The 24,711-nt window shown below is 72.7% G+C and carries 23 protein-coding genes, 1 tRNA gene and 1 pseudogene; 13 read left to right on the top strand and 12 right to left on the bottom strand.

Annotated features, from left to right (window positions below; genetic code table 11):
• Nucleotides 1-13: 13 nt before the first annotated feature.
• From ACZ6NZ_RS28045 to ACZ6NZ_RS28030, 4 genes are all read right to left on the bottom strand, one after another.
• Nucleotides 14-727, bottom strand: coding sequence for a response regulator (locus ACZ6NZ_RS28045; RefSeq protein WP_091405585.1), 714 nt, complete (start codon nt 725-727; stop codon nt 14-16).
• On the bottom strand, nt 700-1,902 hold the full coding sequence (locus ACZ6NZ_RS28040; RefSeq protein ID WP_465860964.1) for a hypothetical protein: 1,203 nt from the start codon (nt 1,900-1,902) through the stop codon (nt 700-702). Before ACZ6NZ_RS28040 ends, ACZ6NZ_RS28045 begins: the two co-directional genes overlap by 28 nt.
• The gene (locus ACZ6NZ_RS28035; RefSeq protein WP_465861126.1) at nt 1,892-3,070 is read right to left on the bottom strand and encodes a sensor histidine kinase; all 1,179 of its coding nucleotides are present in this window, start codon (nt 3,068-3,070) and stop codon (nt 1,892-1,894) included. Before ACZ6NZ_RS28035 ends, ACZ6NZ_RS28040 begins: the two co-directional genes overlap by 11 nt.
• Nucleotides 3,071-3,188: 118 nt before the next feature.
• Nucleotides 3,189-3,584, bottom strand: a complete 396-nt coding sequence (locus tag ACZ6NZ_RS28030; protein WP_465860963.1) for a VOC family protein — start codon at nt 3,582-3,584, stop codon at nt 3,189-3,191.
• A 196-nt stretch (nt 3,585-3,780) separates the two neighbouring features.
• On the opposite strand from ACZ6NZ_RS28030, the gene ACZ6NZ_RS28025 reads away from it, so the two are divergent.
• Nucleotides 3,781-4,773 (top strand): hypothetical protein, encoded by a 993-nt coding sequence (locus tag ACZ6NZ_RS28025; protein ID WP_465860962.1) that lies wholly within the window; start codon nt 3,781-3,783, stop codon nt 4,771-4,773.
• An 8-nt stretch (nt 4,774-4,781) separates the two neighbouring features.
• On the opposite strand, the gene ACZ6NZ_RS28020 is transcribed toward ACZ6NZ_RS28025, so the two are convergent.
• Together ACZ6NZ_RS28020 and ACZ6NZ_RS28015 are read right to left on the bottom strand one after the other, a co-directional pair.
• Nucleotides 4,782-5,822 (bottom strand): hypothetical protein, encoded by a 1,041-nt coding sequence (locus tag ACZ6NZ_RS28020; protein WP_465860961.1) that lies wholly within the window; start codon nt 5,820-5,822, stop codon nt 4,782-4,784.
• Nucleotides 5,822-6,319, bottom strand: a complete 498-nt coding sequence (locus ACZ6NZ_RS28015) for a SigE family RNA polymerase sigma factor (RefSeq protein WP_465860960.1) — start codon at nt 6,317-6,319, stop codon at nt 5,822-5,824. The genes ACZ6NZ_RS28020 and ACZ6NZ_RS28015 overlap by 1 nt, the downstream gene beginning before the upstream one ends.
• A gap of 706 nt (nt 6,320-7,025) precedes the next feature.
• Here ACZ6NZ_RS28015 and ACZ6NZ_RS28010 point away from each other — a divergent pair.
• Nucleotides 7,026-7,328: a MerR family transcriptional regulator gene (locus tag ACZ6NZ_RS28010; RefSeq protein ID WP_203122548.1), complete on the top strand. Its 303-nt coding sequence runs from the start codon at nt 7,026-7,028 to the stop codon at nt 7,326-7,328.
• Between the two features lie 371 nt (nt 7,329-7,699).
• Here ACZ6NZ_RS28010 and ACZ6NZ_RS28005 read toward each other — a convergent pair whose 3' ends face one another.
• Together ACZ6NZ_RS28005 and ACZ6NZ_RS28000 are read right to left on the bottom strand one after the other, a co-directional pair.
• The gene (locus tag ACZ6NZ_RS28005; protein WP_465860959.1) at nt 7,700-8,434 is read right to left on the bottom strand and encodes an LPXTG cell wall anchor domain-containing protein; all 735 of its coding nucleotides are present in this window, start codon (nt 8,432-8,434) and stop codon (nt 7,700-7,702) included.
• A gap of 162 nt (nt 8,435-8,596) precedes the next feature.
• A tRNA-Arg gene (locus ACZ6NZ_RS28000) sits at nt 8,597-8,669 on the bottom strand.
• Between the two features lie 160 nt (nt 8,670-8,829).
• On the opposite strand from ACZ6NZ_RS28000, the gene ACZ6NZ_RS27995 reads away from it, so the two are divergent.
• Nucleotides 8,830-9,525 carry a hypothetical protein gene (locus tag ACZ6NZ_RS27995; protein ID WP_465860958.1) on the top strand — a complete coding sequence of 232 codons (696 nt, stop codon included), beginning with the start codon at nt 8,830-8,832 and terminating at the stop codon, nt 9,523-9,525.
• Between the two features lie 17 nt (nt 9,526-9,542).
• On the opposite strand, the gene ACZ6NZ_RS27990 is transcribed toward ACZ6NZ_RS27995, so the two are convergent.
• Both ACZ6NZ_RS27990 and ACZ6NZ_RS27985 read right to left on the bottom strand, forming a co-directional pair.
• Entirely contained in the window at nt 9,543-10,553 is a 1,011-nt protein-coding gene (locus tag ACZ6NZ_RS27990; protein ID WP_465860957.1) for an alpha/beta hydrolase, read from the bottom strand.
• A gap of 151 nt (nt 10,554-10,704) precedes the next feature.
• On the bottom strand, nt 10,705-11,124 hold the full coding sequence (locus ACZ6NZ_RS27985) for an HPF/RaiA family ribosome-associated protein (protein ID WP_465860956.1): 420 nt from the start codon (nt 11,122-11,124) through the stop codon (nt 10,705-10,707).
• Nucleotides 11,125-11,426: 302 nt separating this feature from the next.
• Here ACZ6NZ_RS27985 and ACZ6NZ_RS27980 point away from each other — a divergent pair, with 302 nt between their 5' ends.
• The 3 genes and pseudogenes from ACZ6NZ_RS27980 (at nt 11,427) to ACZ6NZ_RS27970 (ending at nt 15,175) form a co-directional block, all read left to right on the top strand.
• Complete coding sequence (locus ACZ6NZ_RS27980; RefSeq protein ID WP_465860955.1) at nt 11,427-12,224, top strand: single-stranded DNA-binding protein; 798 nt, start codon at nt 11,427-11,429, stop codon at nt 12,222-12,224.
• 303 nt (nt 12,225-12,527) lie between these two features.
• Nucleotides 12,528-13,487 (top strand): annotated as a pseudogene (locus ACZ6NZ_RS27975) (cobalamin biosynthesis protein); the annotation flags it as partial.
• A gap of 146 nt (nt 13,488-13,633) precedes the next feature.
• Nucleotides 13,634-15,175, top strand: a complete 1,542-nt coding sequence (locus tag ACZ6NZ_RS27970) for a cobyric acid synthase (protein ID WP_465860954.1) — start codon at nt 13,634-13,636, stop codon at nt 15,173-15,175.
• A 399-nt stretch (nt 15,176-15,574) separates the two neighbouring features.
• Here ACZ6NZ_RS27970 and ACZ6NZ_RS27965 read toward each other — a convergent pair whose 3' ends face one another.
• Nucleotides 15,575-15,976: a rhodanese-like domain-containing protein gene (locus ACZ6NZ_RS27965; protein WP_366612779.1), complete on the bottom strand. Its 402-nt coding sequence runs from the start codon at nt 15,974-15,976 to the stop codon at nt 15,575-15,577.
• 422 nt (nt 15,977-16,398) lie between these two features.
• Here ACZ6NZ_RS27965 and ACZ6NZ_RS27960 point away from each other — a divergent pair, with 422 nt between their 5' ends.
• The 5 genes from ACZ6NZ_RS27960 to ACZ6NZ_RS27940 all read left to right on the top strand — a co-directional run bounded on the left by ACZ6NZ_RS27960 (nt 16,399) and on the right by ACZ6NZ_RS27940 (nt 21,669).
• A complete protein-coding gene (locus tag ACZ6NZ_RS27960; protein ID WP_465860953.1) occupies nt 16,399-17,058 on the top strand; it encodes a uridine kinase family protein in 660 nt (219 codons plus the stop codon).
• Between the two features lie 67 nt (nt 17,059-17,125).
• Nucleotides 17,126-18,271: a M48 family metallopeptidase gene (locus ACZ6NZ_RS27955; protein WP_465860952.1), complete on the top strand. Its 1,146-nt coding sequence runs from the start codon at nt 17,126-17,128 to the stop codon at nt 18,269-18,271.
• 36 nt (nt 18,272-18,307) lie between these two features.
• Entirely contained in the window at nt 18,308-19,651 is a 1,344-nt protein-coding gene (locus tag ACZ6NZ_RS27950) for a M20/M25/M40 family metallo-hydrolase (RefSeq protein WP_465861125.1), read from the top strand.
• Nucleotides 19,652-19,728: 77 nt separating this feature from the next.
• Entirely contained in the window at nt 19,729-19,935 is a 207-nt protein-coding gene (locus ACZ6NZ_RS27945) for a hypothetical protein (protein WP_030333429.1), read from the top strand.
• Between the two features lie 141 nt (nt 19,936-20,076).
• Complete coding sequence (locus tag ACZ6NZ_RS27940) at nt 20,077-21,669, top strand: ATP-dependent DNA ligase (protein WP_465860951.1); 1,593 nt, start codon at nt 20,077-20,079, stop codon at nt 21,667-21,669.
• Between the two features lie 10 nt (nt 21,670-21,679).
• On the opposite strand, the gene ACZ6NZ_RS27935 is transcribed toward ACZ6NZ_RS27940, so the two are convergent.
• Complete coding sequence (locus ACZ6NZ_RS27935) at nt 21,680-22,501, bottom strand: SURF1 family cytochrome oxidase biogenesis protein (protein ID WP_465860950.1); 822 nt, start codon at nt 22,499-22,501, stop codon at nt 21,680-21,682.
• Nucleotides 22,502-22,706: 205 nt separating this feature from the next.
• Here ACZ6NZ_RS27935 and ACZ6NZ_RS27930 point away from each other — a divergent pair, with 205 nt between their 5' ends.
• The gene (locus ACZ6NZ_RS27930) at nt 22,707-24,110 is read left to right on the top strand and encodes a cobyrinate a,c-diamide synthase (RefSeq protein ID WP_465860949.1); all 1,404 of its coding nucleotides are present in this window, start codon (nt 22,707-22,709) and stop codon (nt 24,108-24,110) included.
• A complete protein-coding gene (locus tag ACZ6NZ_RS27925) occupies nt 24,107-24,676 on the top strand; it encodes a GNAT family N-acetyltransferase (protein ID WP_465860948.1) in 570 nt (189 codons plus the stop codon). Before ACZ6NZ_RS27930 ends, ACZ6NZ_RS27925 begins: the two co-directional genes overlap by 4 nt.
• Nucleotides 24,677-24,711: the final 35 nt, after the last annotated feature.

Raw genomic sequence — 24,711 nt, 5'->3', positions numbered from 1 at the left:
GTCATGACGCCTGTTAGGGGGTCGGCCGGTCGTGCGTCGCCTGTGACCGGTAGATGCCGATCTCCTCCGGGCGGACGAGACCGTCCTCGATCGCACGGGCGAGTAGCGCCGCCTTTGTGGCGGCTGGTCGCCCCGCCCGGGTGTACTTGATCCGTGCCCGGTCGACGTACTGCTTCACCGTGTGCTCGCTGATCTGCATCCGCCGGGCCACCGACGCCTTGGACATCGACTGGAACCAGAGCAGCAGCGCCTCACGCTCCTTGTCGGACAACATCGGCCGGTCCGGCCGTGGGTCGCCGACCATCGCACCGGCGAGCGCCGGCGGCACGTACGGACGGTCGCTCGCGGCGGCCAGCACCGTCTCCACGCAGTGTTCCCGGCCCTCGTGCTTGGCCAGGAACGCCACCGCCCCGGCGTCCAGCGCGGCGAGCATCGTCTGCGGGTCGGTGTGCTCCGAATAGACCACCACCCGCCGGCCGGCGGCGCTCAGCTCGGCCAACTTGTCCAACGCCATCCGCCCGTGCAGTCGCAGGTCGAGCAGGATGACGTCGGCGTGCGGTGCCGCCCGCAGCACCGCGTCCGGGTCGTCGCCGGTGGCGAGCACCGTCAGGCGAGGCTCGGTGGCGAGCCAGGCGCGGACCCCCTCGACCACCACCGGATGGTCGTCGACGATCGCCACCCCGACCGGTCGATCGCCGGTCACCGCCGCCACCGGGTCTGCGCCCATCTGATGTTTCCGTCCCGTTCGTAGAGGTACTCCACCGGCCCGTCGTCGTGCTCCCCGGGGGGCGGGCCGGTCGACTCCGGCCCCTCCCGGTCCGGTGTGACCAGGCTGACCACCACCTCGTCCGGGCCGGAGACCACTGTCAGACGCGCCCATTCGCGAGCGTCGGCGAGGGTGCCGGTGAGCGGGTCGGCCAGTCGGCGGCGGACCTCCACCGGCAGCGGCGGCGGGGTGCCGATGGTGACCAGGTCGATCGGAAGGCCGTTGCGTTCCGCCAGGTCGGCGGCGGCTCGCAACTCGTGCAACAGCGGGTCGGGCACATCGTCGGACTCGGCGATCAGCCGGCGCAGTCGGGCGGCGGCCAGCATGCAGCGGCGCTGCACCTCCGGGTCGTCCGGGTCGGCCTGGCCGGCGGCCAGGTCCCCGAGGACCCGCCCGGCCGCCGAGCTGACCAGGGCGAGCCGGTCCCGGCGTTCCCGAAGGCCCCGCTCGGCGGCGTCCCGCTCGGCGGCCATCGCGTGACCGGCGGCCGAGACGGCGGCCCGTTCCCGAGCCAGGCCGACGATGACGGTGCTGCCCACGAAGACCGCCACCGGCAGCGAGAAGGTGCCGTAGACGTACATCACGTAGCGGGCCACGTCGGCCGGGTCCGGGCCGTGCCCGAGCACGGCGACCAGGGCGATCAACGCGTGCGTGCCGAGGAGCGCGATCAGCCCCGCGACGCGCCGGCCCCACACCGCCAGCACGAAGAACCAGCCGAGCGTGCCCCACACCCAGTTGGCGGCGGTGAACAACTGCCGCTCACCGGCCGCCGCGAAGACGGCCGCGTCGACGACGAGCAGCAGCCCGGCCAGCGGCCACGGTGGCAGTGGTGAGCCTTGCAGCAGCCGTACCCCGGCGACCGCGCCGGTCACGGCGACCAGTACCCAGGCGCCGAGCACCACCGCTGGCGCGGCGAACTCCGCACGGGCGGACAGCACCGCCGGCAGCGCGATCGCCACGTGCCAGGCCAACGCGATGGCGACGGCGGCGATCCGGGCACCCCGGTCGGACGCGTGCGCCACGGCGGCCGGCGCGGCGAGCGCCGCGGGGGAGTCCGGCTCCCGGGGCGTCGGAACGCTGGTGCGCTTCGGTGCCTCCGGCGCGTCGGTCGCCGGGGCGTTCAGGTCAGCCGACACCGGGCCACTCCAGCCGAATCCGGGTGCCCGCGCCGACGGCCGAGTGCACGTCGGCCCGGCCACCGACGGTCGCCATCCGGCCACGGATGGACTCGCGCAACCCGTACCGGTGCGGGGGGACGGTAGCCAGGTCGAAGCCCGGGCCGTCGTCGGCGACCTCGACCACGACGCCGATGGCGTCGCGGGTCAGTCGCAGCGTGGCCCCGGCGCCCTGCGCGTGGCGGACCACGTTGGACAACGCCGCGTAGGCGCTCTCGCTGATCGCGTCGGCCACGCCGACCGGGACGGCGCAGGACGCCAGGTCCAGCCGGACCGCAAGCTCGGGCAGCCGGCCGGCCACCAACCGCAACCGCCCGTCGAGCGGCACCGGGCCGTCGCCGGCCACCGGGCCGACGTCGGTGAGCGTGACGAGGGTACGCAGGTCGGCCGCGCAGCGTTCCCGGAAGACTGCCGAAGGGCCGGCCACCGCGCCCAGCCCCACCATGGTCAGCGTCCCGAGCACCGTGTCGTGCAGGTCGCGGTTCTGCTGGCGTTCGGCCTCGCGGGCGGCGCGCGCGACCAACGCCTCCCGGGTCAGCCGCTGGTGTTCGACGAAGGCGCGGTCCGCCCGGCCGATGCGTCGGCGCATGACCGCCGCCATCATCGCCGTGCAGGCGGTCTGTGCCAGCAGCGTGGCCGCGTGCGCCCGGGCTTCGGTGGGGTTGCCGGCGGCCTGCGCCCCGATGACGTAGGTGGCTATCACGAGCAGTCCGGCCGGGATCGACCAGCGCGCCGAGGTCGTGGCCTGCGTGTTGATCACCGTGGTGCTGGCCAGCACGGCGATCCAACTGCCCTCGCCGGGCAGCACCTCGGGGGCCACCAGCACCGGGATGAGCAGGCAGGTCAGCGCGGTGACCGCCACGTCACCGCCGACGAGACGGGGGCCGATGCCGTGGCGCAACGCCCGGTGTGCGTACCAGAGGGACCAGCCGGTCAGCACCGCCACAGCGGGCAGCAGCACCGCCTGCCGCACCGGCGGGGTCTGCACCGACACGGCCACCGCCGCCCCGAACAACCCGCAGCTCAGCCGCAGCAACGCTGGCAGCGTGGTGAAGATGAGGCCCAGGGCCCCGCCGGCCGGATTGTCCAGCGTGGGCGGCGGCACGGTTGGGGTGGCAACGGCCGGCATCGGGAAGTGTCCTTCCGACAACGACCCGGTCCGGGTCCACACGGCGTAGATCGACATCGGACAATAGCATGCGGACCGTGACGGGGTGATCCCTTGTGTGCGGAGTGTCGCTAATGTGTCACTCTGTGCTGCGAGGCTGAAGGAGGTCCCAGCGGTTGCCGTAGATATCGACGAACACCGCTACCGAACCGTACGCCTCGTGCCGCGGTTCCTCCAGGAAACGCACCCCGGCCGCCACCATCCGGGCATGGTCCCGGGCGAAATCCTCCGTGTTGAGGAACAGCCCGACCCGGCCGCCGGTCTGGTCGCCGATCCGAGCCTGCTGCTCGGCGCTGCTCGCCCGAGCCAGCAGCAGCGCCGTCTCCCGGGCCCCCGCCGGGCGGACCACGACCCAGCGTGAGCCATCCGGTCGGGCGGTGTCCTCCACCAGCTCGAAACCGAGGTCGCCGACGTAGAAGTCGATCGCCTCGTCGTACTCCCTGACCAGCAGCGCGACAAGTCCCAGATGTGCCATTCGGCCATTCTGCCGGCGCATACGGGTGCCGTGGCGTGCGGGTCTGATCCACTCGCGTGCACGGAAGTCGGGGTGTCCGGAGCCGACTGACACCCGGACATCATGGCGACCGAGTCGATCACCGGCTGCGATGCAGCGAGCACCCGGCCGGAACCGCGGCTGCCCGTCGTCCGTCTCATCCCCGGATGGAGAGGTGGTGAGCCGGATGCGCTCGTCCCGTACGGCACTCGCGGTGGCGCTGCTCGGCATGACGTTGGGCGGCTGCGGTGGTACGGCGGTTGGGCCGGGTCGGGCCGACGAGCCCGCTCCGGCTCAGATCGTCGACGGGTGGGCCTCCTGCGCCACCGACGCGCCCCGGGCCGGCGAGATGACCACGGAGGCGTCGTCGCCGGCCGTGGACGAGCCGACGATCGGTCGCATCGACCCCACGTTCACGCCCGTCGCGGCCGTGACCTGCGGGCGGGAGATTCGACCGGGCCCCAACGGCGGCCAGGAGCAGGTCGCCACCGAGCGACGCGCCAAGGAGATCGCGCCGCTGCTCAGCGCGCTGCGGCTACCCGATGAGCAGGGCGGTGGAGATGTCGCCTGCACCCTCGACCTGGTCATCCCACCATGGGTGGCGCTGCTCGACGACCGGGGACGGTGGCTGCGGCCGCGGATCCCGACGGACTCCTGCGACAAGCCGCGCCCCGAGGTGATCGCCGCTCTGGCCGGGCCGCAGTGGACCACTGTGGCCACCCGTACCATCCGGCAGGTCGAATCCGCGGCGGCCGAGGCCGCCGGATGCGCCCAGCAGTGGACGGACCTGGTGTGGGTGGAGACCCGCAACGGCCGCCCCGGGCCGCCTCCGCCGGCCCGCTCGACCGCCGGGCCGCTGCGCCTCTGCGTCTACGAGGTGCCGGCGTCGCTTCAGGAGAGCGAGAAACCGCCGGGTGATTTCGTGTACGGCGGCCCGCTGCCCGCCGAGCGTCAGGCGGGTGTGCTCCGGGGGTTGTCCAACCGCCGGGCGGTCGTCGACTGTGCCACCCCGGCCAGCCGCTTCGCGGTGCTGCGCCCCCTCGAAGGAGCAGGCCCCGACCGGTACGTGGAACTCGACGGCTGCCGACGGTTCCTGATCGCGCCCGCGACGGACGCTGTGCAACTCGGCCAGGGCGACGAGACGTTGACCGCCCTGCTGGGACCCGTCTAGGGCTCGTGTCACCAGGTCGCCGGGCGGGTGAGATCGCGGGCCGGCTGGTAACCGCCGAGGATCGCCAGGCCCTCCGCCTCGCTGTAGCCGTTCCCCCAACCCTTGCGGAACGCCTCGACGACGCAGGGCTTGACGGTCATCTCCAGCACGTCGCTGCCCTGCCGGCGGGCCCGGTACGGGCCGGCGACGAGATCGCCGGGCCGGGAGTCGCGGGCCGGGGCGGGTTGCGCCCGAACAGTCAGCCAACGGCCGGACGCGTCACCGACCACCAGAGCGCCCTCGACGAAAGGGTCCCGCGCTGACCTGCCGAGCGTGACCGAGCACTCCAGCAGCCGTCCGTCCGGCGGCAGCGACTCCAGGCGGAACGGCACGACGCAGCGGTGGGCGCCGTCGAACCGGACCCGGCTCGCCGTACCCGTCGCGTCGTCAAGGGTGCTCGCGTAGCTGTCCAACTGGGCCCAGAGCCCGTCGGCGGGCTGCCAGCGGACGAACCACAGCCTTCGGTCGCCGGACGGATCGAACCAGGCGACCCCCGAGCGGTCGCCGACCCGTACCTCGGTCCGTCCCTGCGGTCGTCCCTGCGAGGACAACGTCTGCTGGAGCCCGTCGAGCAACGCCTCGCTGCGCGCCAGCGCGAAACGCGCCTGATCGCTCGGACCCCGGAACTCGACGCTCTCGATGCCGCGACCGGTGCGCCACGTGGCGACGTCGGCACCCCTCACCAGGGCTTCGGTCGTGAAGTGCACGGTCGCGGGATCGGCACCGACCTCCTCCGGGCGTACGGTCCCGTTGCTCTGCGCCTCCGGCAGCATCAGCGCCGCGGCCGGCATGACCGGGTCATCGGCGCTCCGAACGCCCGGAATCGCCAGCACCACCGAGGTGAGAGCGACACACGCCGCCGCCACGCCACCGGTGATCAGCCCCCGCCGCCGCAGACGCAACCGCCGGCCCCGGTGCTGGGCCTGTCGCACTATCGGCGTCGGGTCGATGTCGCCTCCCGCCCGATGCCTCAGCGTGCTGGCGAGCTGCTCGTCGAGGTCACTGAACATCAGAGGTCTCCCGCCCAGGCGTGGGTTGTCGCATCCTGTCGTCGACGCAGCGCCGCCAGGGCGCGCTTGGCATGTGTGCGTACCGTCCCGGTCGAACAGGCGAGGATCTCGGCGATCGAGGTGTCGTCCAGATCCTCGTAGTAGCGCAGCACGATCACGGTGCGCTGACGTGCCGGCAGATCGCAGACCAACCGCCACAGCGCGTCGCGCTCGGCGACCCCGGCGGCCTCGTCCACCCCGCCGGCCCGGTCGAGCACCGCGGCAACCGAGATCTCCCGGCTGCTGAGCCGACGCCACCACGAGTTGTGGGTGTTGACGAGCATGCGCCGGACGTACGCGTCCGGCTGGTCCGTCCGCGAGATGCGGCCCCAGCGGGCGTACGCCCGGGCGAGGACCTCCTGCACCAGGTCCTCGGCTCGATGCTCGTCACCGGTCAGCAGCCGGGCGAGCCGCACCAGCGCCGACGTGCGAGCGAACGCGTACTCCTCGAACGTCACGCCCTATTAACGCCGTAGGCCGGCCGACCCGTAGACAGGCGCCGGGCACTTTCTGCGCGGCATGCCGGCCAACCTCGAGACGCGCCCGGCTGTCGAGACGCCGGCGGGCACCTCCGTCCGTGTCGGCAGAATATCTATGAGCGAAGCGCTAGACATTCGTGCCGTCGCTGACTAATGTTCCTGAGGTCGAGAGAGTAAAAAAAGACGCTGACGTTGCCGCCCCGCACGAGGGCGAAGGAGCGGGGCCCAGGAAGCCTGTAGGGCCTGCTCAGCTCGGCGACGGAGCAGTTGCCGTCGCCGGGTGGTAGGTGGAAGGCGTGTGACAGCGGGTGGGGCCGACGCTTGTTCAGGGCTTCACCCGAGCTTGAGAAGTGTTCGTCGCACGTGTCAGGGCCATGAAGTCGCGTGGGCTCGGACACCGACGGACAGCACCGAGTACGACAGAGGAAACCAGAGGCAAGGGAGGGCATTACACCGTTGGATCGCCCGCTGCCAGTCGCGTTCGTGGGCTGGGCGCGGACACCGCAGTTTCCATCGAACGAGAGGTGGTCTCCGGTCACGCATATGCGATCCTCGCACCCGAAGTCGTCCCTGACGGCTGGTGCGGACAAGACAAGCCGACGTTCTGTCGGTAGATGGTGTTCCTGACCCACAACCCTTGGGCCCCGGTGCTTCCGAGCACCGGGGCCCTCGTGACGGAGGTTCCATGGCTCAACCCGATGACATGCTCGACGATGAGGACTACCCCGCCTACACGATGGGCCGTGCCGCCGAGATCCTCGGCTGCTCGCAGGACTTCCTACGCCGACTCGGCGACGCCAAACTGATCGACCCGCAGCGCTCCAGTGGTGGGCACCGCCGCTACTCCCGCTACCAACTGCGCCTAGCCGCGAGGGCCCGGGAGATGTGCGACCAGGGCACCGACATGGCCTCGGCCTGCCGAATCATCATTCTTGAGGACCAACTCGAAGAGGCCCTTCGGCGCAATGAGCGCCACCAGCAGGGCTGAGCAATCTCTTCGTGCGGAGGGGTTGCGGTGCTGACAGGTCGTGTTGAATGCCGGTCATGTCGCTGACGATCGGAGCGACGTTCACCATCCCCGGGTACGCCACAGTGGCCGCAACCGCAGGAACTACCCGCTGACGCCGGAGAGGTCATCGACAGGGCGCTGGAAGGAATTGGCGCTGCGAACCGGGCGGCCGTCGTGGCTGGTCCTGCTCGACTCGCTGGCCTGACGTTCCCGCTAGCCTGGCGGCCACAGCCGTGTGGATCATGCCGTTCTCGCCGGCGGTGGAGCGCTGGCCGCCGCAGCCACGACGGCCAGGCAGACGCGGACGCGCCCGGCCCGACGACGCATCGAGCCGGGCGCGTCGGGCTGAGCTATGCCACGAAGCGGGAACGGCGTCGGCGTCCGATCAGGTAGCCCGCGCCGCCGAGGAGCAGGAGCACGCCGCCGATGCCGGCCACGGTCAGGGTGTTGGCACCGGTCACGGGGAGCCCGCCGCCCTCGCCGCCTTCGCCGCTTTCGCCGCCGGGGGCACCCGGGCTGGCGGAGGCAGTAGGAGTCGGTGCCGCGGTCGCCGTCGCGCTGGGCGTGGCGCTCGGAGTGGCCGTCGGCGTCGGGGTGGGCTGAGACGCGCAGTCAAGCTCACGGGCGGCGTACAGGCCGTCGTTGAGGTAAGCCAGGTAGGCATCGACGGCCGTCTCGCCGAGCACCTTCTGCGCGGCGGCCTCCACGTTGGGGCCAGCATCCGTCAGCGTGCGAACCACAGTGATCCGCAGAGCCACCGACCAGGCTTTCTGCACATCCGTCTTCAGGAATGCGCGGAGTTCTTCCTCGGTGCCCTTCAGTGCCTCCTGAATGGCACCCGGCAGAACCGGCAACGAGTCGGCGTTCGCGGCGGACAGGATCTGGGCCGCCAACACCCGTACCTCCTGCTCGGGGGCGGTGTCCAGGTCGATGGTGAAAAGCTCGCGGATGTCCTTGTACGCCTTGCGTTCGACCGTCTGGCAGGACTCGTTCAGTCCGGGCGATTCGATGTGAGCCGCCGCCGGTGCCGCCGGAATCAGAAGGGCCAGCGCCAATAGGGCGCCGGCCGGGAACTTCCATCGCATGTGGTCTTCCTCCCCGTGATCAGCAAAAAACACGGAGATACTACCGTCAGTATGCGAAGAGGCAAGATGGATGGACGTCTCAGCCCGCGCCCTGGCTGCCGCCTTCAGATGAGGTGATCGGCGGGACCGGGCACGGCAAGCCGCTGACCTGCGGTGGTGAAGTGCGCCCGGCAGGATTCGAACCTGCGGCCTTGGGATTAGAAGTCCCCTGCTCTATCCGCTGAGCTACGGGCGCGTGTGGCGTGGATGTCGCGCCCAGAGGGTACCGCCGTCCCACTGCCCGACGGCGAAAAGGGTGCCCGCGTCCACGTTGCCGAGCAGAGTCTCACGTCCGCCTCGTAGCGGGCATCCGGGTTACCGCTAGGCGGCCCGGCCCCGGACCGTACCGTGGGCTGGTGTTGCTGGATTCCGACGCCGAGAGCGACGTCGCCTACGAGCTGTGCCAGGTCGTCGGTCGCGCCATCCTGCCGTACCGGTCATCGGGCGACGTCGGCACCGCGTTCTTCTTCCAGGGCGGCGACGACCCGGTGGGAGAGTCGCTGCTGACGGCGGCCGACCTGGTGGGCGGTTCGGGTGGTGAGTTGAGCCTGCGGGCCAGCGTCACCGAGCCGGCGGGGGTGGCCCCCGCCGTCATTTCCGAGGCCGAGATCGTGCCCGGTTGGGCCCGCTTCGCCGGCGACGGGGTGGCCGTGTTGCCGACCGCCGGCCTGCACCGGTATGCCGGCGACGGAGGCTGGCGGTGGCGCGTCCAGCCGGTGCCGGCGGGGATCGCCGCCGGGCCCGAGGTGGTCGCCCGCCTCGGCGCCGACACCAGTTCCGCTTTCGTGCTGGCCCACGGGGTACGCGAAGACGGGTCGCGGCCGCTGGAGGTCGCGATCGAGCGGGTGGTCCGCGACGGGGACGCCGTGCTGATCACCGCCGAGCTGCCGCCGGGGTACGTCGGCGCGCCGGTCTTCATCGTGCAGGCCGAAGCCACGGGTGAGGTTTCCCCGTACTGCCTGGGCCTGGTCCTGCCCGGCGTCGGCGCGCACCCGGTGGCGACCTTCGACCGGATCAGCGCCGTCCTTCCGGCGACGTCCGGCGACGTCTGAACCGCGGCTCCGCCCGGTCAGCCGCCGGGCGTCGTCACCTTCGCCGGGTCGGCCGGCTGCCCGTCGGCCGGTGCGGTGGGGCCGGCGGCGAGGAACGCCTCGGCCCAGCGGCCCACCTCGTCGAAGACCTTCGCCCGCACGGCCGGGCCGGAGAGCGTGAGGTCGTGCAACCCGCCGTCGAAGCGCGCCAGTGTGACGTGGCGACCCAGCCGGGGCGCGTAGCGGACCATGTGCTCGACGTCCAGGACGGCGTCGGCCAGGGTCGCGTTGTCGTGCCACTTGGTGCCCCGGAATGACCGGGTCGAGCAGGCCAGCAGCACCGGGACCTGGATGTCCAGCCCGGCGCGCAGCCGGCGTTGCCCGGTGCGGATCGCGTTCAGCCAGCCGGCCCGGACCGGGAACCCGGCCAGCGGCTTCCACGCCAGGTCGTAGGTCCACTCGCCACGGTGGTCGGCGTGGAGGCTCTCGCCGTACACGGTGCCCAGCCCGAACGGCAGGATGCGGTGCGGCGCCCTGCGGCCCAGCCGGGACGCGGCGGCCGCGAGGGGTCGACGGACCGCCCAGGGGGCGTTCAGGTCGAAGAAGGGGCTGTTGAGCACCAGGCCGTCGATGGTGCCGGTGTCGCGGCGGGCGTCTGCCCAGAGCGAGATGATCAGGCCACCGGTGGAGTGGCCCATCGTCAGCAGGGTGTCGTGCCCGTCGTCCTTGCGGATGATCTCGGCGGCGGCGTCCAGCTCGGGGAAGTAGTCGCTGATGTCGCGGCAGAAGTTCGGGGTCTGGGCCGGGAGTAGACTCCGGCCGTATTTACGCAGGTCGAGCGCGTAGAAATCCCAGCCTCGCTCGGCGAAGAAGTCAGCCAGATGGGTCTGGAAGAAGTAGTCGACGAAGCCGTGCACGTAGAGCACGGCCCGGCCGGTGGGGCGCTCGGCCCGCCGTCGGACCAGTGTCGCGACAACGGGGCCTTCGTCGTCGGTGCCCAGGTCGATCGTCTGCCGCTCGTACGGCGGCCCCAACACGTCCGGTTCCACGAACGCGACGCTACGCCGCCGCCCCTACCCAGCGGTAGCCCACGCCCCGCCGCTGTTCACCCCCGCGATCTTGCACTTTGTGTCCCGGCATAAGGGGCGATTGCCGCCATTCGGCGTTCGAAAGTGCAAGATCGCGGGGATATGGCGTGGGTCAGGCGGTTTCCGCGTCGGCGCGGAGGGTTGGGTCGGCGGGCTCGTCGGCATCCAGCTGCGGCTGGGGGAGGTCGCGCAGGTGCTTGTTGTGCCGGGGCTCCTGGCGGGTCTTGGCGTCGTTGAGCTTGCGGCGCAGGTCGTCCCGGACGTCGTTGAGGGCGGCGTGCAGGTCCTCCTCGGCGGAGGTGGTGACGATCTTCTGTCGGCCGGCGATCCAGCACTCCAGGGTCACCTTCTGGCCGCGCGCCTCCCGGTCCTTCACCGACACCTCCAGCTCGGTGGCGTCGGCGTGGAAGCTGGCGAGCCGGGCGTCGAGGGTGCCGAACTGCTCGGCGATCCAGTTGCGGTCGCCCTGCGAGAACCCGGCGCCCACCCGCAGGCACTCCGCCACGGTGGCCGGGTTCGCCGCGGCGCTCATCGCTGCGCCTCGGAAGCGTTCGCGGAGCCGATGGTAGTGATCATCATGGCGCTGACCTCTCGTCGACGTGGAGCTGTCGGTGGTGCGTTGATCAAGTCCTTACCCAGTTCGGGCGGCCTGGGAAACCGTGGACGGCGGGTCGGGTGGGTCGGGCGTACCACATCCGGGCTTGATCAGGGCGTTGTCCACAGGTGGGTTCGTCATCCACAGGTCGGGGACGGGCGCTCACGGAGGGCGTCCGGAGTGTCGATGCTCGTGTCGAGTCGACTCGCGCTGGCAGCCCCGATCTCCCTGGAGGGACGATGTTCGACACTTATGTGACAATAGTCGGCAATGTGCTGACTACGCCCGAGTGGCGGCGTACGACCCAGAGCAACACCCTGGTGGCCAACTTCAAGGTCGCCTCCACCGCCCGCCGACTCGACCGGGACAGCGGCCGGTGGGTCGACGGCAATTCGCTCCGGGTCCGCGTCAACTGCTGGCGCAAGCTCGCCGAGGGGGTGGCGGCCTCCGTCATGGTCGGCGATCCGGTGGTGGTCTGCGGGCGGCTCTACACCCGCGACTGGACCGACGACGGCGGTAACCACCGCACGCTCTACGAGTTGGAGGCGGTGGCCGTCGGTCATGACCTGTCCCGGGGGCGCGCCCGCTTCCTGCGCAACCGGCCGAGCATGGCGACCAGCACGGTGGAGGACGCGGAGGCCGAGAGCCGGGTGCACGGCGAGCCCACCGAGCCGGTGCCGGCTGGGCAGGCGCCAGCGCTGCCCGACGACGGTCCGCTGGACGACGACTTCGAGCTGCCCGACTACGCGGAGCTGCGAAGCAGCCCGTTCGGCAACGTCCCGACCGACGACGACAGCCCTCCGAGCGGCGGCGTCTTCGGTGACGGCGGAGCGCTTGCCAGCGGTGGACCGGGCGGGCCGGCCGACGCGGCGTCGGCGCTCGACGACGAGTTGGCCCCGTCGCCCCAGGCGGCCGACGACAACGCCGACGGTGACCTGGACATCGAGTTGGGGTCGGTGCCCGACGAGGGGCAGCCGGAGCCGACGCAGCCCGGTCGGGGGCGGCGTGGTCGGGGCCGGATTCCGCAGCCGGCCTGACCGGTCGGCTCGGCCGTCGCGGTCGGGTACCGGTCGAGCCGACCGAGGCACCCTGCCGGTCGCCGCGGTGAAGCGGTGCCGCGACGCAGCGGCACCACCCGGCCCGGCGCGGTGCGGCACGACGGGGGCGGGGTGGCGGCGCGACCAGCGTCGTCACCCCGCGTGACCGGACGTCGGCAGGTCTGCCGGCCGGTCACTCCACGGGTGCTCGCTGTCGGTGCGGGGCCGTGAGTTGGACTGGTTCACGGAATGCTCGTCTAGGCTGGCCGGCCGGAGGTGGTGCGGGTGCGACGGACAGCGCCGATGGCGAACGCGGTGGGGTTGCTGGCCGGGTACGCGCTGGACAGGGCGCTCGGCGACCCCCGCCGGTGGCACCCGGTGGCCGGCTTCGGGCAGGCAGCGGGCGCGCTGGAGCGCCGCCTCTACCGCCCGGACCGAGCGGCGGGTACGGCGTTCACCGCGCTGGCCGTGGGCGGGCCGGTGTTGCTCGGGGCGGTCGCCGCGGCGGCTACCCGCCACCGGCCGGTGACCCGGGCGGTGCTGGTGGCGGCCGGCACCTGGACCGTGCTGGGCGGCCGCACGCTACGGCACGAGGCGACCGTCATGGGTCGTACGCTGCGTAACGGTGACCTGCCCGCCGCCCGGCGTCGCCTCGGTCACCTCTGCGGGCGGGACCCGTCGACGCTGGGCGAGTCGGAGTTGGCCCGTGCCACCGTCGAGTCGGTCGCGGAGAACACCTCCGACGCGGTGGTCGCTCCGCTGCTCTGGGGTGCGGTCGCTGGTCTGCCCGGGCTGCTGGGCTACCGCGCGGCGAACACCCTCGACGCGATGGTCGGGCACCGGTCGACCCGCTATGCGCGGTTCGGCACACCGGCCGCTCGACTGGACGACGCGCTCAACCTCCTGCCGTCCCGGCTGACCGGGCTGCTCACCATCGCCGTCGCGCCGGTCGCCCACGGAGACCGGCAGCGCGCCTGGCAGGTGTGGCGGCGCGACCGCAACGACCACCCGAGCCCCAACGCCGGTCAGTGCGAGGCGGCGATGGCCGGCGCGCTCGGGGTCCGCCTCGGTGGTCGCAACGTCTACTTCGGGCGCTCCGAGGTGCGGCCGTTCCTCGGCGACGGTCCCCGCCCGGAGGCGCGGCATTTGAAACGGGCCGCCCGGATCTCCGGCGCGGTGGGGCTGGCCGCCGTCGGGTTGGCCGCCGCGTACCCGGTGACGCTCGGCCGGCTGGTTGGTGCGCTGGGCAGGCGTGCGCTCACCGCTGCCGGGGGCCGGCCAGGGCCGGCGGGCACGGCCGGCGGGCGCGGTTCGGGTGGTGTGGCCGGGGCCCTGCGGCCGGCCGGTGCCGGTGAGCATGGGCTGCGGGCGGTCGGTATGGGCGCTGCTGTACGTCGAGGGAGCGCGAGGTGAGCGGCGGGCTGCTGGTGGCCGGCACGACGTCCGACGCCGGCAAGAGCGTGCTCACCGCCGGCATCTGCCGTTGGCTGCACCGGCAGGGCGTGAAGGTGGCGCCGTACAAGGCGCAGAACATGTCGAACAACTCGGCGGTGGTCGTCGGGGCGGACGGGCGCGGCGGCGAGATCGGGCGCGCCCAGGCCATGCAGGCCGCGGCGTGCGGGCTCGCACCCGACCTGCGGTTCAACCCCGTGCTGCTCAAGCCGGGCAGCGACCTGGCCAGTCAGGTGGTGCTGTTGGGCGAGGCGGTCGACACGATCACCGCGGGCACCTTCCGGCAGTTGCGTCCCCGGCTCGCCGAGACCGCGTACGCCGCGCTGGCCGAGCTGCGCGAGACGTACGACGTGGTGATCTGCGAGGGCGCCGGCAGCCCTGCGGAGATCAACCTGCGGGCCGGTGACTACGTCAACATGGGGTTGGCCCGGCACGCCAACCTGCCCACCATCGTGGTCGGCGACATCGACCGGGGCGGCGTCTTCGCCTCGATGTTCGGCACCGTGGCCCTGCTCGACCCGGCCGACCAGGCGCTGATCGCCGGGTTCGTGATCAACAAGTTCCGGGGCGACCTCGGACTGCTCCAGCCGGGTCTGGACATGTTGCGTCAGGTCACCGGCCGCCCCACGTACGGGGTGCTGCCCTGGTCACTGGACCTGTGGCTCGACGCGGAGGACTCACTCGCCTACGGTCGGGTGCTCGGTCGACCGGCCGCCCCGCACGGCAGCGAATGGCTGGATGTGGCCGTCGTCCGCCTACCCCGGATCAGCAACGCCACCGACGTGGAGGCGCTCGCCACCGAGCCGGGCGTCCGGGTGCGCCTCACCATCGAACCGGCCGAACTGGCCGCCGCCGATCTGATCGTCCTACCCGGCTCCAAGTCCACCGTCGCCGACCTCGGCTGGCTGCGCGAGACCGGTCTCGCCGACGCGGTGGCCACCCATGTGGCGGCCGGCAAGCCCCTGCTCGGCCTCTGCGGGGGCTTCCAGATGCTCGGCCGCGCCATCCACGACCCGGTGGAGAGCCGGCAGGGCAGCGTGCCGGGGCTCGGTCTGCTGCCCATCGACATCACCTTCGACCCGCGCAAGACCGTCCGGCAGTCGGTGGGCACCGGCCCCGGTGGCCTTCCGGTCCGGGGCTACGAGATCCACCATGGGTACGTCTCGCAGGCCGACCCGAACCTGACCCCGTTGCTGACCGGCGACGACGGTGTCGCGGAGGGCGCAGTGCGCGGCGTGGTGCACGGCACGCACTGGCACGGGGCGTTCGAGTCCGACGAGTTCCGGCGATGGTTCCTCACCGAGGCGGCTCGCCTGGCCGGCCGCAGCGGGTTCCGGGTCGCACCGTCCACCAGCTTCGCCGCCGCCCGGGAGCACTCGCTCGACCTGCTCGGCGACCTGGTCGAGGAACACCTGGACACCGATGCCCTCTGGCGTCTCATCGAAGCCGGCCCCCCCGCCGACCTGCCCTTCATCCCACCCGGCCCGCCGCCCGCTTGACCTGCGAACGGTCTTGACCTGCGATTGGTCTTGACCTGCGATTGGTCTTGACCTGCGATTGGTCTTGACCTGCGATCGGTCTTGGCCGGTGCGTGGTCTTGACCCGGGCGTGGACCTGGTCGGTCCGCTGTCCCACAGGGAGTGGGAGGCGCGAACCGTCCATGATCGTGCTGGATCCTTGTTGTAGTGGCCTCGTCCGCGCGACGAGGGGCCTGTTTCCTGGATCTAGCGCGATCTTGGGACGGGCTCGGCCGTGAAGGCGAGCTTGAGCCAGGCTCGGCCGTGAAGTGGCGAGCTTGGGTCGGGCTCGGCCGTGAAGTGGCGAGGCCCTAGGTGGCGAGGCTCGAGGTGGTTCGGCCGCGAGGTGGCCAGGCGGACCCGGCGGCACGGCGGTGAGGATCAGGGGCGGATGTCGGCTGGGCGGTCGGTGGTGGGCAGGCCGGCGGCGAGCCAGGCGTCCACGCCGCCGATCATGTCGGTGGCCCGGCGCAGCCCGAGAGTCTGCAGGCTGGCGGCGGCCAGGCTGGAGCTGTAACCCTGCCGGCACACCAGGATGATCTCCCGGTCGTACCCGGTGGCTTCCGGGATCCGCCAGGCGCTGGCCGGATCGAGGCGCCACTCCAGTACGGTCCGGTCGACGACGACCGCCCCCGGCAAGTCGCCCTGTTCGCGGCGCTGCGGTTCGGTACGGGTGTCGACCAGCAACGCGCCGCCGCGGACCGCCTCGACGGTCTGCTGCGGAGTCAGTCGGTGCAGCCCGGCGCGGGCCTGTTCGAGCAGGGCGTCTATACCGGGGCTCATCACGTCTCGGAGCACCACCCGATCATGCCGATTCGGTGGCACCCCGGGCGGCGAACGGGCCGCCCGTCACCCGTCGCCGCACCAATTCCCCCGGACGTGACGGTGGCCGCCCAGCGCGGTCAGCCGGACGTGTCACAGTGGCCCACCATGCCACCCCACCACGAATGATCGACACGGCCCAACAGGCATGATCGACACGGCTTCAGTGAAGTCGCGGTGTCCGGCCGACAGGGATACCGCGACTTCTAAAACCGAGTCGATCACCGTGCTCAGCGACCGTCGCGGCATACTGCGGTCATGCGCCAAGCGAGGTCAGGCCACGGAAGGCCGGGCCACGGAAGGTCGGGCCACGGAAGGTCGGCTCGCGTGAGGTTGGGCCACGGAAGGTCGGGCCACGTCAGACCGCGCGCTGCCACGCTGCGTTGGGCTCGGGGGCTGCGCTGAACCCGGAAACCGGCGGACCGACAGTCGCGGTTGTCGAGGCGTACGCCGAACTGGCTCGTCGGGTGCTCGCGGGCCCGGCGCGGTTGGGGCGGACCCGGCTGGTCGCGGTCGACGGGCCGAGTGGCGCGGGTAAGAGCCGCTTCGCCGCGCGGCTTGCGGACGCCCTGGCGGGGCCGCTCGGCGGCCGACCGCCGGTGGTGCACACCGACGACCTGCTCGACGGGTGGGAAGACCAGGTCACCTTCTGGCCCCGGCTCGACGAGGGGGTGCTCGCCCCGCTGCGTATCGGGGAGCCGGGAACCTACCTGCGGTACAGCTGGGTCCGGCGGAGTTTCCTGCCCCGGCCGGTCCCGGTTCCGGTGGCTCCGGTGCTGGTGGTCGAGGGGGTCAGCGCCGCTCGGGCGGTCGTCCGGCCAGAGCTGACGCTGGCCGTGTTCGTCACCGCGCCCGCGTCGCTGCGGCTGGCCCGCGCGGTAGCCCGGGACGGGCCGGAGATCCTGGCCGAGCTGCGCCGCTGGCATGACGGGGAGCGGGCGCACTTCGCCGTCGACGACACCGCGACCCACGCCGACCTGGTGGTGGACGGCGCGCCGACACTGCCCAATGACGCGGACCGGTACTACGTGCGGCGTTGCTGAGCGGGGCATGGACGTGGGCCACGGTCTGCGGCACGATGCGGAGAGCTACGGCGAACGGGGAGCCACCATGACGGCAGCGGACGCGCCAGCGCGACGTCGGATCACCCTCACCGGCATCAGCTCACGGGCCTGGGAGCACCCGGCCGATCGGGGTGCCCTGGTCGCGCTGCGGGAGCTGCGCGGTTTCGACGACGTGGTGCGGGCGTTCTTCGGGATGTGGAACGAGCGGGGTTTCCGGCTGTCCGTGCTGGCCTCCGGCATCCGGGTCGACCACCGGCAGTATCCGGCGGTGTGGCAGCGCTACACCGAGGCCGCGGCGGCGCTCGACGTGGCCGAACTGCCCGAGCTGTACGTGACCCAGTCGCCCTGGTTGGGTGCCGAGGCGGTCGGGCTGGAGCGGCCGTTCATCGTGCTGAACTCCGCCTGTGTGCAGCAGTTCGACGAGGACGAACTGCGCTGCCTGCTCGGCCACGAGTTGGGCCACGTGGGCAGTGGGCACGCGGTCTACAAGACCATGCTCATGATCCTCACCCGGTGGGCGGCCAACCTGAGCTGGTTGCCGGTCGGCGCGATCGCGCTGCGCGCCATCATCGCGGCGATGCTCGAGTGGTGGCGCAAGGCGGAGTTGTCCGCCGACCGGGCCGGCCTGCTCGCCGGGCAGGACCCGGCCGCCGCGCTGCGGCTGCTGATGAAGCTCGCCGGCGGCGGCGACCTGTCCCAGGTCGACACCACGGCCTTCCTGGAGCAGGCCGCCGAGTACGCCGGTGGCGGCGACCTGCGCGACAGCCTGCACAAGATCAAGATGACCGCGTGGAGCACCCACCCGGCGCCGGTGGCGCGGGCGGCGTCGCTGCGCCAGTGGATCGACTCCGGGGCGTACGGGCGGGTGCTGGCGGGGGAGTATCCCCGCCGCGAGGACGACAGCTCGACAAGCGTGTCGGAGGAGATCAAGGCGGCTGCCGAGTCGTACCGGGAGGAGTTCAGCCGGTCGACCGACCCGCTGGTCGGGTTGCTGCGCCGGCTCGGCGACGGCGCCAGCGACGTCGGCGAGTGGGTGGGTGGCACCGCCGGTCGGGCCCGTTCCTGGATGGACGCCGCCACCGAGGCGGCGGGCCGCGCACACCGCGCCGGCCGGGCCGCCCCGGGCGCGCGGGCCGGGGCCGGCACCGCGGACAGCGGTGACGGTACGGGCTCCGCCGGCACGCCCAGGTAAGGCCGGCATACGATGCCGGTCATGACCTCACCGATCATGACCGAGTCCGAGGTGCGGGCCGCCGTCGAGCGGGAGATGCCCGGCGTCCGGGCCGACCTGGAGCGCCTCGTCCGCATCCCCGGTATCGCCTTCGAGGGCTTCGACCACTCACACGTGGAACGCTCCGCCGAGGCGGTCGCCGAACTGCTGCGCGGCTGTGGCCTGGACGTCGACATCGTGCGATCCGGTGGCCAGCCGGCGGTGATCGGCCGTCGGGCCGCCCCGCCCGGCGCGCCCACCGTGCTGCTCTACGCCCACCATGACGTCCAGCCGGTCGGCGACCGGTCGCTGTGGGAGTCCGACCCGTTCGAGCCGGTGGAACGGGACGGCCGGCTCTACGCCCGGGGCGCGGCCGACGACAAGGCGGGCATCATGGCGCACGTGGCGGCGCTGCGCGCGTACGGGGACGCGCTGCCGGTCGGCGTGGTCCTCTTCATCGAGGGCGAGGAGGAGTACGGCTCGGACTCGCTGGAGCAACTGCTGGCCGAGCACCGCGACGAGATCGCCTCGGACGTCATCGTGATCGCCGACTCCGGCAACTGGGACATCGGCGTACCGGCGTTGACCACCTCGCTGCGGGGCATCGTCAACTGCTTCGTCGAGGTGCGCACGCTGGACCACGCGGTGCACAGCGGCATGTTCGGTGGCGCCGTGCCGGACGCGCTCACCGCGCTGGTCCGGCTGTTGGCGACGCTGCACGACGACGCCGGTGACGTGGCCGTGGACGGCCTGGTCGGCCGGGAGGGCGCGACCGTCGACTACCCGGAGGACCGGGTCCGGGCGGAGGCCGGGCTCGCCGACGGCGTGCAGTTCATCGGCACCGGCCGGATCACCGACCGACTCTGGACCAAGCCGGCGCTGGCCATTCTCGGTGTCGACGCGCCGTCCACCGGCGAGGCGCCGAACGCCCTGGTCCCGGCCGCGAAGGCGAAGCTCAGCATCCGCCTCGCCCCGGGCGACGACCCCAAGCGGGCGTACGCGGCGGTGCGCGCGCACCTGGAGCGGTACGCGCCCTGGGGTGCGCAGGTGACCGTCACCTTCGAACACGACGGTGACCCGTGCGTGATCGACGCGTCCGGGCCGATGTTCGACGCCGCCCGCTCGGCCTTCCGGACCGCCTGGGACGGCACCGACCCGGTGGACATCGGCGTCGGCGGATCGATTCCGTTCATCGCCACCTTCCAGGAGATGTTCCCGAAGGCGGCGATCCTGGTGACCGGCGTGGAGGACCCACACGCCCGCGCGCACGGCCCGAACGAGAGTCTGCACCTGGGTGAGTTCGCCCGGGTCTGCCTGGCCGAGGCGCTGCTCCTGCGCAACGTGGCGGCGGTGAGCAGTTAGGCGTCAGAACGGCAACTTTGGGGCTGATCTGGGAGTTTACGGCGTGTCGGATGGTCAGCTGTTATAGCCTTTCGTACATGAGTACGAACGAGGTGATGGCCCGGTTGGGGGCCGCTGTCAGCGCGCTGGGAGATGTCGATGTCTCCGCGTGGTCCGAGGACACGCTCAACGAACAGCTCGGTGAGCTCTCCGCCGCACTGGTCGCCCTCGACTCGGTGCTCTCCCGGGTCGCCGGCGAGGTCCGCGCCCGGGGGTTGCGCATCGAGGAACCCGTCTCCGCTTAGGGCGTGTGTCAAAGCCCTCGGCTCGACCGAGGACTTTGACACACGCCCAGGCCCTGATCCGTCGTCCAGTGAGTGGGCGGCACCCTGCCGACACCGCCCGGGCACGGCAATGCCCGGGCGGTGTCGGAGGTGACTGGCAGGATGAGCTGCGTGCGGTTCCTCGATCTGGCAGCCACCTCCGCCGCCGTCGGCGCCACCAGCGGCCGCCGGGCCAAGGTGGAGCTGCTCGCTGACGCGCTGCGTCGGCTCGACCCTGACGAGGTCGAGCCCGGGGCCGGCTATCTCGCCGGTGAGCTGCGCCAACGGCAGACCGGCGTCGGCTACGCGAGTCTGCGTGACCTGCCGCCACCGGCCGCCGAGCCGACGTTGACGGTGGCCGGCGTGGACGCGGCCATCGCGCAGATCGCCGCGGTGCGCGGCTCAGGCTCACAGGCTCGTCGGCGGGACCTGCTCGGCACCCTCTACGCGGCGGCGACGGCCGACGAGCAGCGGCTGCTCACCGGCCTGTTCAGCGGCGAGCTACGGCAGGGCGCCCAGGCCGGCCTCCTCGCGGACGCGGTGGCCCGGGCCGCCGAGGTGCCGGTGGCGGCGGTTCGCCGGGCGCTGCTGCTCGCCGGTGATCTCCGGGCGGTGGCGGTGGCCGCGCTGGCCGGAGGGGCCGCCGAGTTGGCCGGCTTCGGCCTACAGGTCGGCCGCCCGCTGGCGCCGATGCTCGCGCAGAGCGCCCCCTCGGTCGACGAGGCGCTCGCCGCGACCGGCACGCCCGCGGTGGTCGACGTCAAGCTCGACGGCATCCGCATCCAGGTGCACCGCTCCGGCACCGACATCGCCGTGTTCACCCGCAGCCTCGACGAGATCACCACCCGGGTGCCCGAGGTGGTCGCCGCGGTCCGTGCCCTGCCGGGCCGGGAGTTGGTCCTCGACGGCGAGGCGATCGGCCTGGACGAGGCCGGTCGCCCGCTGCCGTTCCAGCAGACGTCGAGCCGGGCCGCCCGACGCACCACCCCCAGCACCACCGGGCGCACACCCGTCGCTCCGGCGGTGCTCGCGGCGGCCGCCAGCACGGGCGCCACAGTGCTCACCCCGTACTTCTTCGACCTGCTGCACCTCGACGGTGAGGATCTGATCGACCTTCCCGGCCGGGAGCGGTGGGCGGCCCTCGCCGGTTCGGTGGATTCGTCGCTGCTGGTCGGCCGGATGGAGGTCGAGACCCCGGAGCAGGCCGGTGCCGCGTTCGCCGCCGCGCTCGACGCCGGGCAGGAGGGCGTCGTGGTCAAGGCGCCGGACGCCCCCTACGACGCCGGCCGGCGCGGTGCCGCCTGGGTCAAGGTGAAACCGAGGCACACCCTCGACCTGGTGGTGCTCGCCGTCGAGTGGGGCAGCGGCCGACGCAAGGGCTGGCTGTCCAACCTGCATCTGGGTGCGCGTGACGCGCGCACCGGAGACTTCGTGATGCTCGGCAAGACGTTCAAGGGGCTCACCGACGAGCTGCTGCGGTGGCAGACCGAACGGTTCCTCGGCCTCGCCGTGGAACGCGGCGACTGGGTGGTCCGGGTCCGGCCCGAGCAGGTGGTGGAGATCGCCTTCGACGGGGTGCAGACGAGCTCGCGCTATCCCGGCGGGATGGCGCTGCGGTTCGCCCGGGTGGTGCGCTATCGCGACGACAAGTCCGCCGCGGAGGCGGACACCATCGAGGCGGTCCGCGCCATCCACGCCGGGCGCGTCACCGGCTGACCGGGCGAGGTCAGGCGGAAGCGGTCGGCGTCGGCTCGGCGGCCCGGTCCAGCGGAGCCGGGGCGGTGCCGATTCCGGCGGCCCGGCGCGCCTCCCGGCGGGCCACCCAGCCGTAGCCGAACAGCGCCATCACCGCGAACAGCCACCACTGCACGACGTAGCCGAAGTTCTGCCAGTTGTTGGCGTGCCCCACCGGCACCGCCTTGAACACCGGATCGGCTGCCGGGGTCTGCTCGTCGAGCAGCAGGTACGCGCCGTAGACCGGGTAGGGAAGCTCGCCGGCCAGCCGCGACACCCCGATCCGCCGGATCTCCAGCACTCCGTCGCGTCGGGCCACCGCGCCGGCGCCGCTCTCGGTCTCGTGCACCCGGCCGACCACGGTCACGTCGCCGGTCGGCGCGGCCGGCACCGACGGCTGCGCGGTCGCCCCACCGGGCGCCGGCGGGATCCAGCCCCGGTCCACCAGCACCGCCGTGCCGTCGGCGAGCACCAGCGGGGTGAGCACCTCGAAACCGACCCGGCTGTCCACCGTGCGGCCACGGACCAGCACGGTGTTCGTGGGGTCGTACCGGCCGGTGACGGTGACCCGGGTCCAGACCTTGTCCTCGGCGGGGGCCGGACCGGCGGTCCCCGCGCCGCCGGCGGGAGCGCGCAGCGCATCGGTGAACGGCACCGGCGCCATCCGCTGGCCCGCGTCGATCCGCTCGTTGACCTCGGTGCGCCCCCGGTAGCGGTCGAGCTGCCAGTTGCCGAGGAACACCATGACGGCGGCCGCGACCAGGGTCAGCGCGAGAGCGCCCAGCCAGCGTGGGCTCAGCAGGAACCGGTACACGGCACCGAGGCTACTCGTATGACCGGCGCCACTGACCTGGACCGGGCCGGAGTGGCCGGGGCCGGCGGCCGGGGATCCGGCCAGGGCCGGGCCGGGCACCCCGGTTGGCGGTGCTCGCGCCTGCGGCGGGGCGGGTATCGTCACGCCGACGGATCGGCCTCGGTCGTCCCGTCGCGTACCCACCGCCGCTCGCGAGGAGTCGATGATGACCGTCGTGCCGCGCCTGGTGCTCAGCGCGCCGTCCTCCGGGCACGGTAAGAACGCGCTGGCGATCGGGCTGCTAGCCGCCCTGGCCGAGCGAGGGGTCGACGTCGCCGGGTTCAAGCTCGGGCCGGACCACGTCGACGCCGCCTACCTCGGTCTCGCCTCCGGCCGGCCGGGCCGGGTGATCGACCCCCGACTGGTCGGCCTCGACCGGCTCGCCCCGCTGGTGGCGCACGGTGCCGCCGGTGCCGGGCTGGCCGTGGTGCAGGGCAGCATGGGCCTGTACGACTCGGTCGGTGGCCGTCCCGAGCAGGAGTCCACCGCTGCCGCGGCCGCCGCGCTGCGCAGCCCGGTGGTGCTCGTCGTCGACGTGGCCGCGATGGGTCAGTCGGTGGCGGCCCTGGTGCACGGTTTCCGCTCCTACGACGAGCAGTTGTGGCTCGGCGGGGTGATCCTCAACCGGGTGGCGTCGTCGCGGCACGAGGGGATGCTGCGTGAGGCGTTGGACGACGTGGGGGTGCCGGTCTACGGCGCGCTGCGTCGACAGGACCTTCCGGCGGTGCTGCCGTCGCGGCGGCACGGGGTGGCCCCGGTGGTCGAGGGCTCGGCCGACGCCGGTCGTGCGGTCCGCCGGCTGGGCGAGGCCGTCGCCGCCACCGTCGACCTGGAACGGCTGCTCGGGCTGGCCCGCTCCGCCCCGCCGCTGCCGGCGCCGGCCTGGTCTCCCGAGGAGGCCCTCGGCACCTTCACACCGCCGGCGAACCGCCCACTGGTGGCGGTGGCCGGTGGGCCCGGCGGCAGTTTCAGCCACCCGGAGACCACTGAGTTGCTCCGGGCCGCCGGCGCCGAGGTCGTCGTCGTCGACCCGCTGCGCGACGAGGCGCTGCCGGTCGGCACCCGCGCGCTGGTCGTCGGCGGCGCGCTGCCCGAGGCGTACGCCGAGCAGTTGTCGGCCAACCGGCGGCTCTGCATCGCGGTGGCCGAGTTGGCGCGGACCGGTCGCCCGGTGATCGCCGAGGGCGCCGGCCTGCTCTGGCTGGCCCGGGAGCTGGACGGGTTGCCGATGTGCGGTGTCCTGGACGCGGTGGGCGTCAGCCGCGACGGGGTGGTGGCCGGTTACCGGGAGGCGGCCGCCCAGACCGACAGCGTCGTCGCCGCCAACGGCACGGTGCTGGTGGGGCACAAGGCACACCGCGCGGTGCTCACCCCCCGCGCCGGTCAGCGCCCGGCCTGGAGTTGGGACGGCGGTACGCCCGAGGGCTTCGTCTGGCGCAACGTGCACGCCTCGCAGCTCACGCTGCACTGGGCGAGCCATCCGGCGACGGCGGCCCGGTTGGTCGCCGCGGCGGCTGCCGATCCGACGAGCGAGGTGGTGCCCGCGCAGTCGGGCGAGGTGTCGGTGTGATCGGTCAGGTGGCGGTGCGCCGATTCCCGGTGCTGACCGTCTCCACCCCGCGTACCGAGGTGCGGCAGCTCACGGCGGCCGACGCGGCGGCGGCCGGGGAGATCTTCGCCGACAAGCTCACCCGGCGTTGGCTGCCGCTGCCCGACGACTCCGGCCCGATCGACGGGCTGGCCTGGTGCACCGATCTGGCCCGGCAGCGGCGCGACAGCGGAGAGGGCGACCACTACGCGGTGCTCCGGCGGGAGGACGACCAGGTGGTCGGCTCGCTGTGGACCCGGCGCACCGACTGGGGCGCCCGCCTCACCGAGATCTCCTACGCGATGGCGGCGCACGCGCGGGGCTTCGGCTTCGCCGCCGAGGCGGTCGACGCGGTGGCCATCGCGCTGATCCTGGAGCACGGCTTCCAGCGGGTCGAGCTGCGGGTGGCTCCCGGCAACCTGGCCTCGCGCCGGGTCGCCGAGAAGGCCGGGTTCAGCTACGAGGGGTTGCTGCGCAACGCCGGGTTCGTCAGCGGCGGCCGGGTGGATCTGGAGCTGTGGTCCTTCGTCGCCGCCGACCTGCGCTGAGCGTCCTCGGCCTGCGCTGCGCCCTGCCGGCCTGC

The sequence above is a fragment of the Micromonospora sp. NPDC047756 genome (genome assembly GCF_055587245.1).
This window is presented reverse-complemented; position numbering and strand designations above follow the sequence as displayed.

Bases quoted from the DNA above. Each gene is read 5' to 3' on its own strand.
- ACZ6NZ_RS28045 (WP_091405585.1), bottom strand. From the start codon at position 727: ATGGGCGCAGACCCGGTGGCGGCGGTGACCGGCGATCGACCGGTCGGG.
- ACZ6NZ_RS28035 (WP_465861126.1), bottom strand. From the start codon at position 3,070: ATGCCGGCCGTTGCCACCCCAACCGTGCCGCCGCCCACGCTGGACAAT.
- ACZ6NZ_RS28030 (WP_465860963.1), bottom strand. From the start codon at position 3,584: ATGGCACATCTGGGACTTGTCGCGCTGCTGGTCAGGGAGTACGACGAG.
- ACZ6NZ_RS28020 (WP_465860961.1), bottom strand. From the start codon at position 5,822: ATGTTCAGTGACCTCGACGAGCAGCTCGCCAGCACGCTGAGGCATCGG.
- ACZ6NZ_RS28010 (WP_203122548.1), top strand. From the start codon at position 7,026: ATGGCTCAACCCGATGACATGCTCGACGATGAGGACTACCCCGCCTAC.
- ACZ6NZ_RS28005 (WP_465860959.1), bottom strand. From the start codon at position 8,434: ATGCGATGGAAGTTCCCGGCCGGCGCCCTATTGGCGCTGGCCCTTCTG.
- ACZ6NZ_RS27985 (WP_465860956.1), bottom strand. From the start codon at position 11,124: ATGAGCGCCGCGGCGAACCCGGCCACCGTGGCGGAGTGCCTGCGGGTG.
- ACZ6NZ_RS27980 (WP_465860955.1), top strand. From the start codon at position 11,427: ATGTTCGACACTTATGTGACAATAGTCGGCAATGTGCTGACTACGCCC.
- ACZ6NZ_RS27965 (WP_366612779.1), bottom strand. From the start codon at position 15,976: ATGAGCCCCGGTATAGACGCCCTGCTCGAACAGGCCCGCGCCGGGCTG.
- ACZ6NZ_RS27955 (WP_465860952.1), top strand. From the start codon at position 17,126: ATGACGGCAGCGGACGCGCCAGCGCGACGTCGGATCACCCTCACCGGC.
- ACZ6NZ_RS27950 (WP_465861125.1), top strand. From the start codon at position 18,308: ATGACCGAGTCCGAGGTGCGGGCCGCCGTCGAGCGGGAGATGCCCGGC.
- ACZ6NZ_RS27945 (WP_030333429.1), top strand. From the start codon at position 19,729: ATGAGTACGAACGAGGTGATGGCCCGGTTGGGGGCCGCTGTCAGCGCG.
- ACZ6NZ_RS27940 (WP_465860951.1), top strand. From the start codon at position 20,077: ATGAGCTGCGTGCGGTTCCTCGATCTGGCAGCCACCTCCGCCGCCGTC.
- ACZ6NZ_RS27930 (WP_465860949.1), top strand. From the start codon at position 22,707: ATGACCGTCGTGCCGCGCCTGGTGCTCAGCGCGCCGTCCTCCGGGCAC.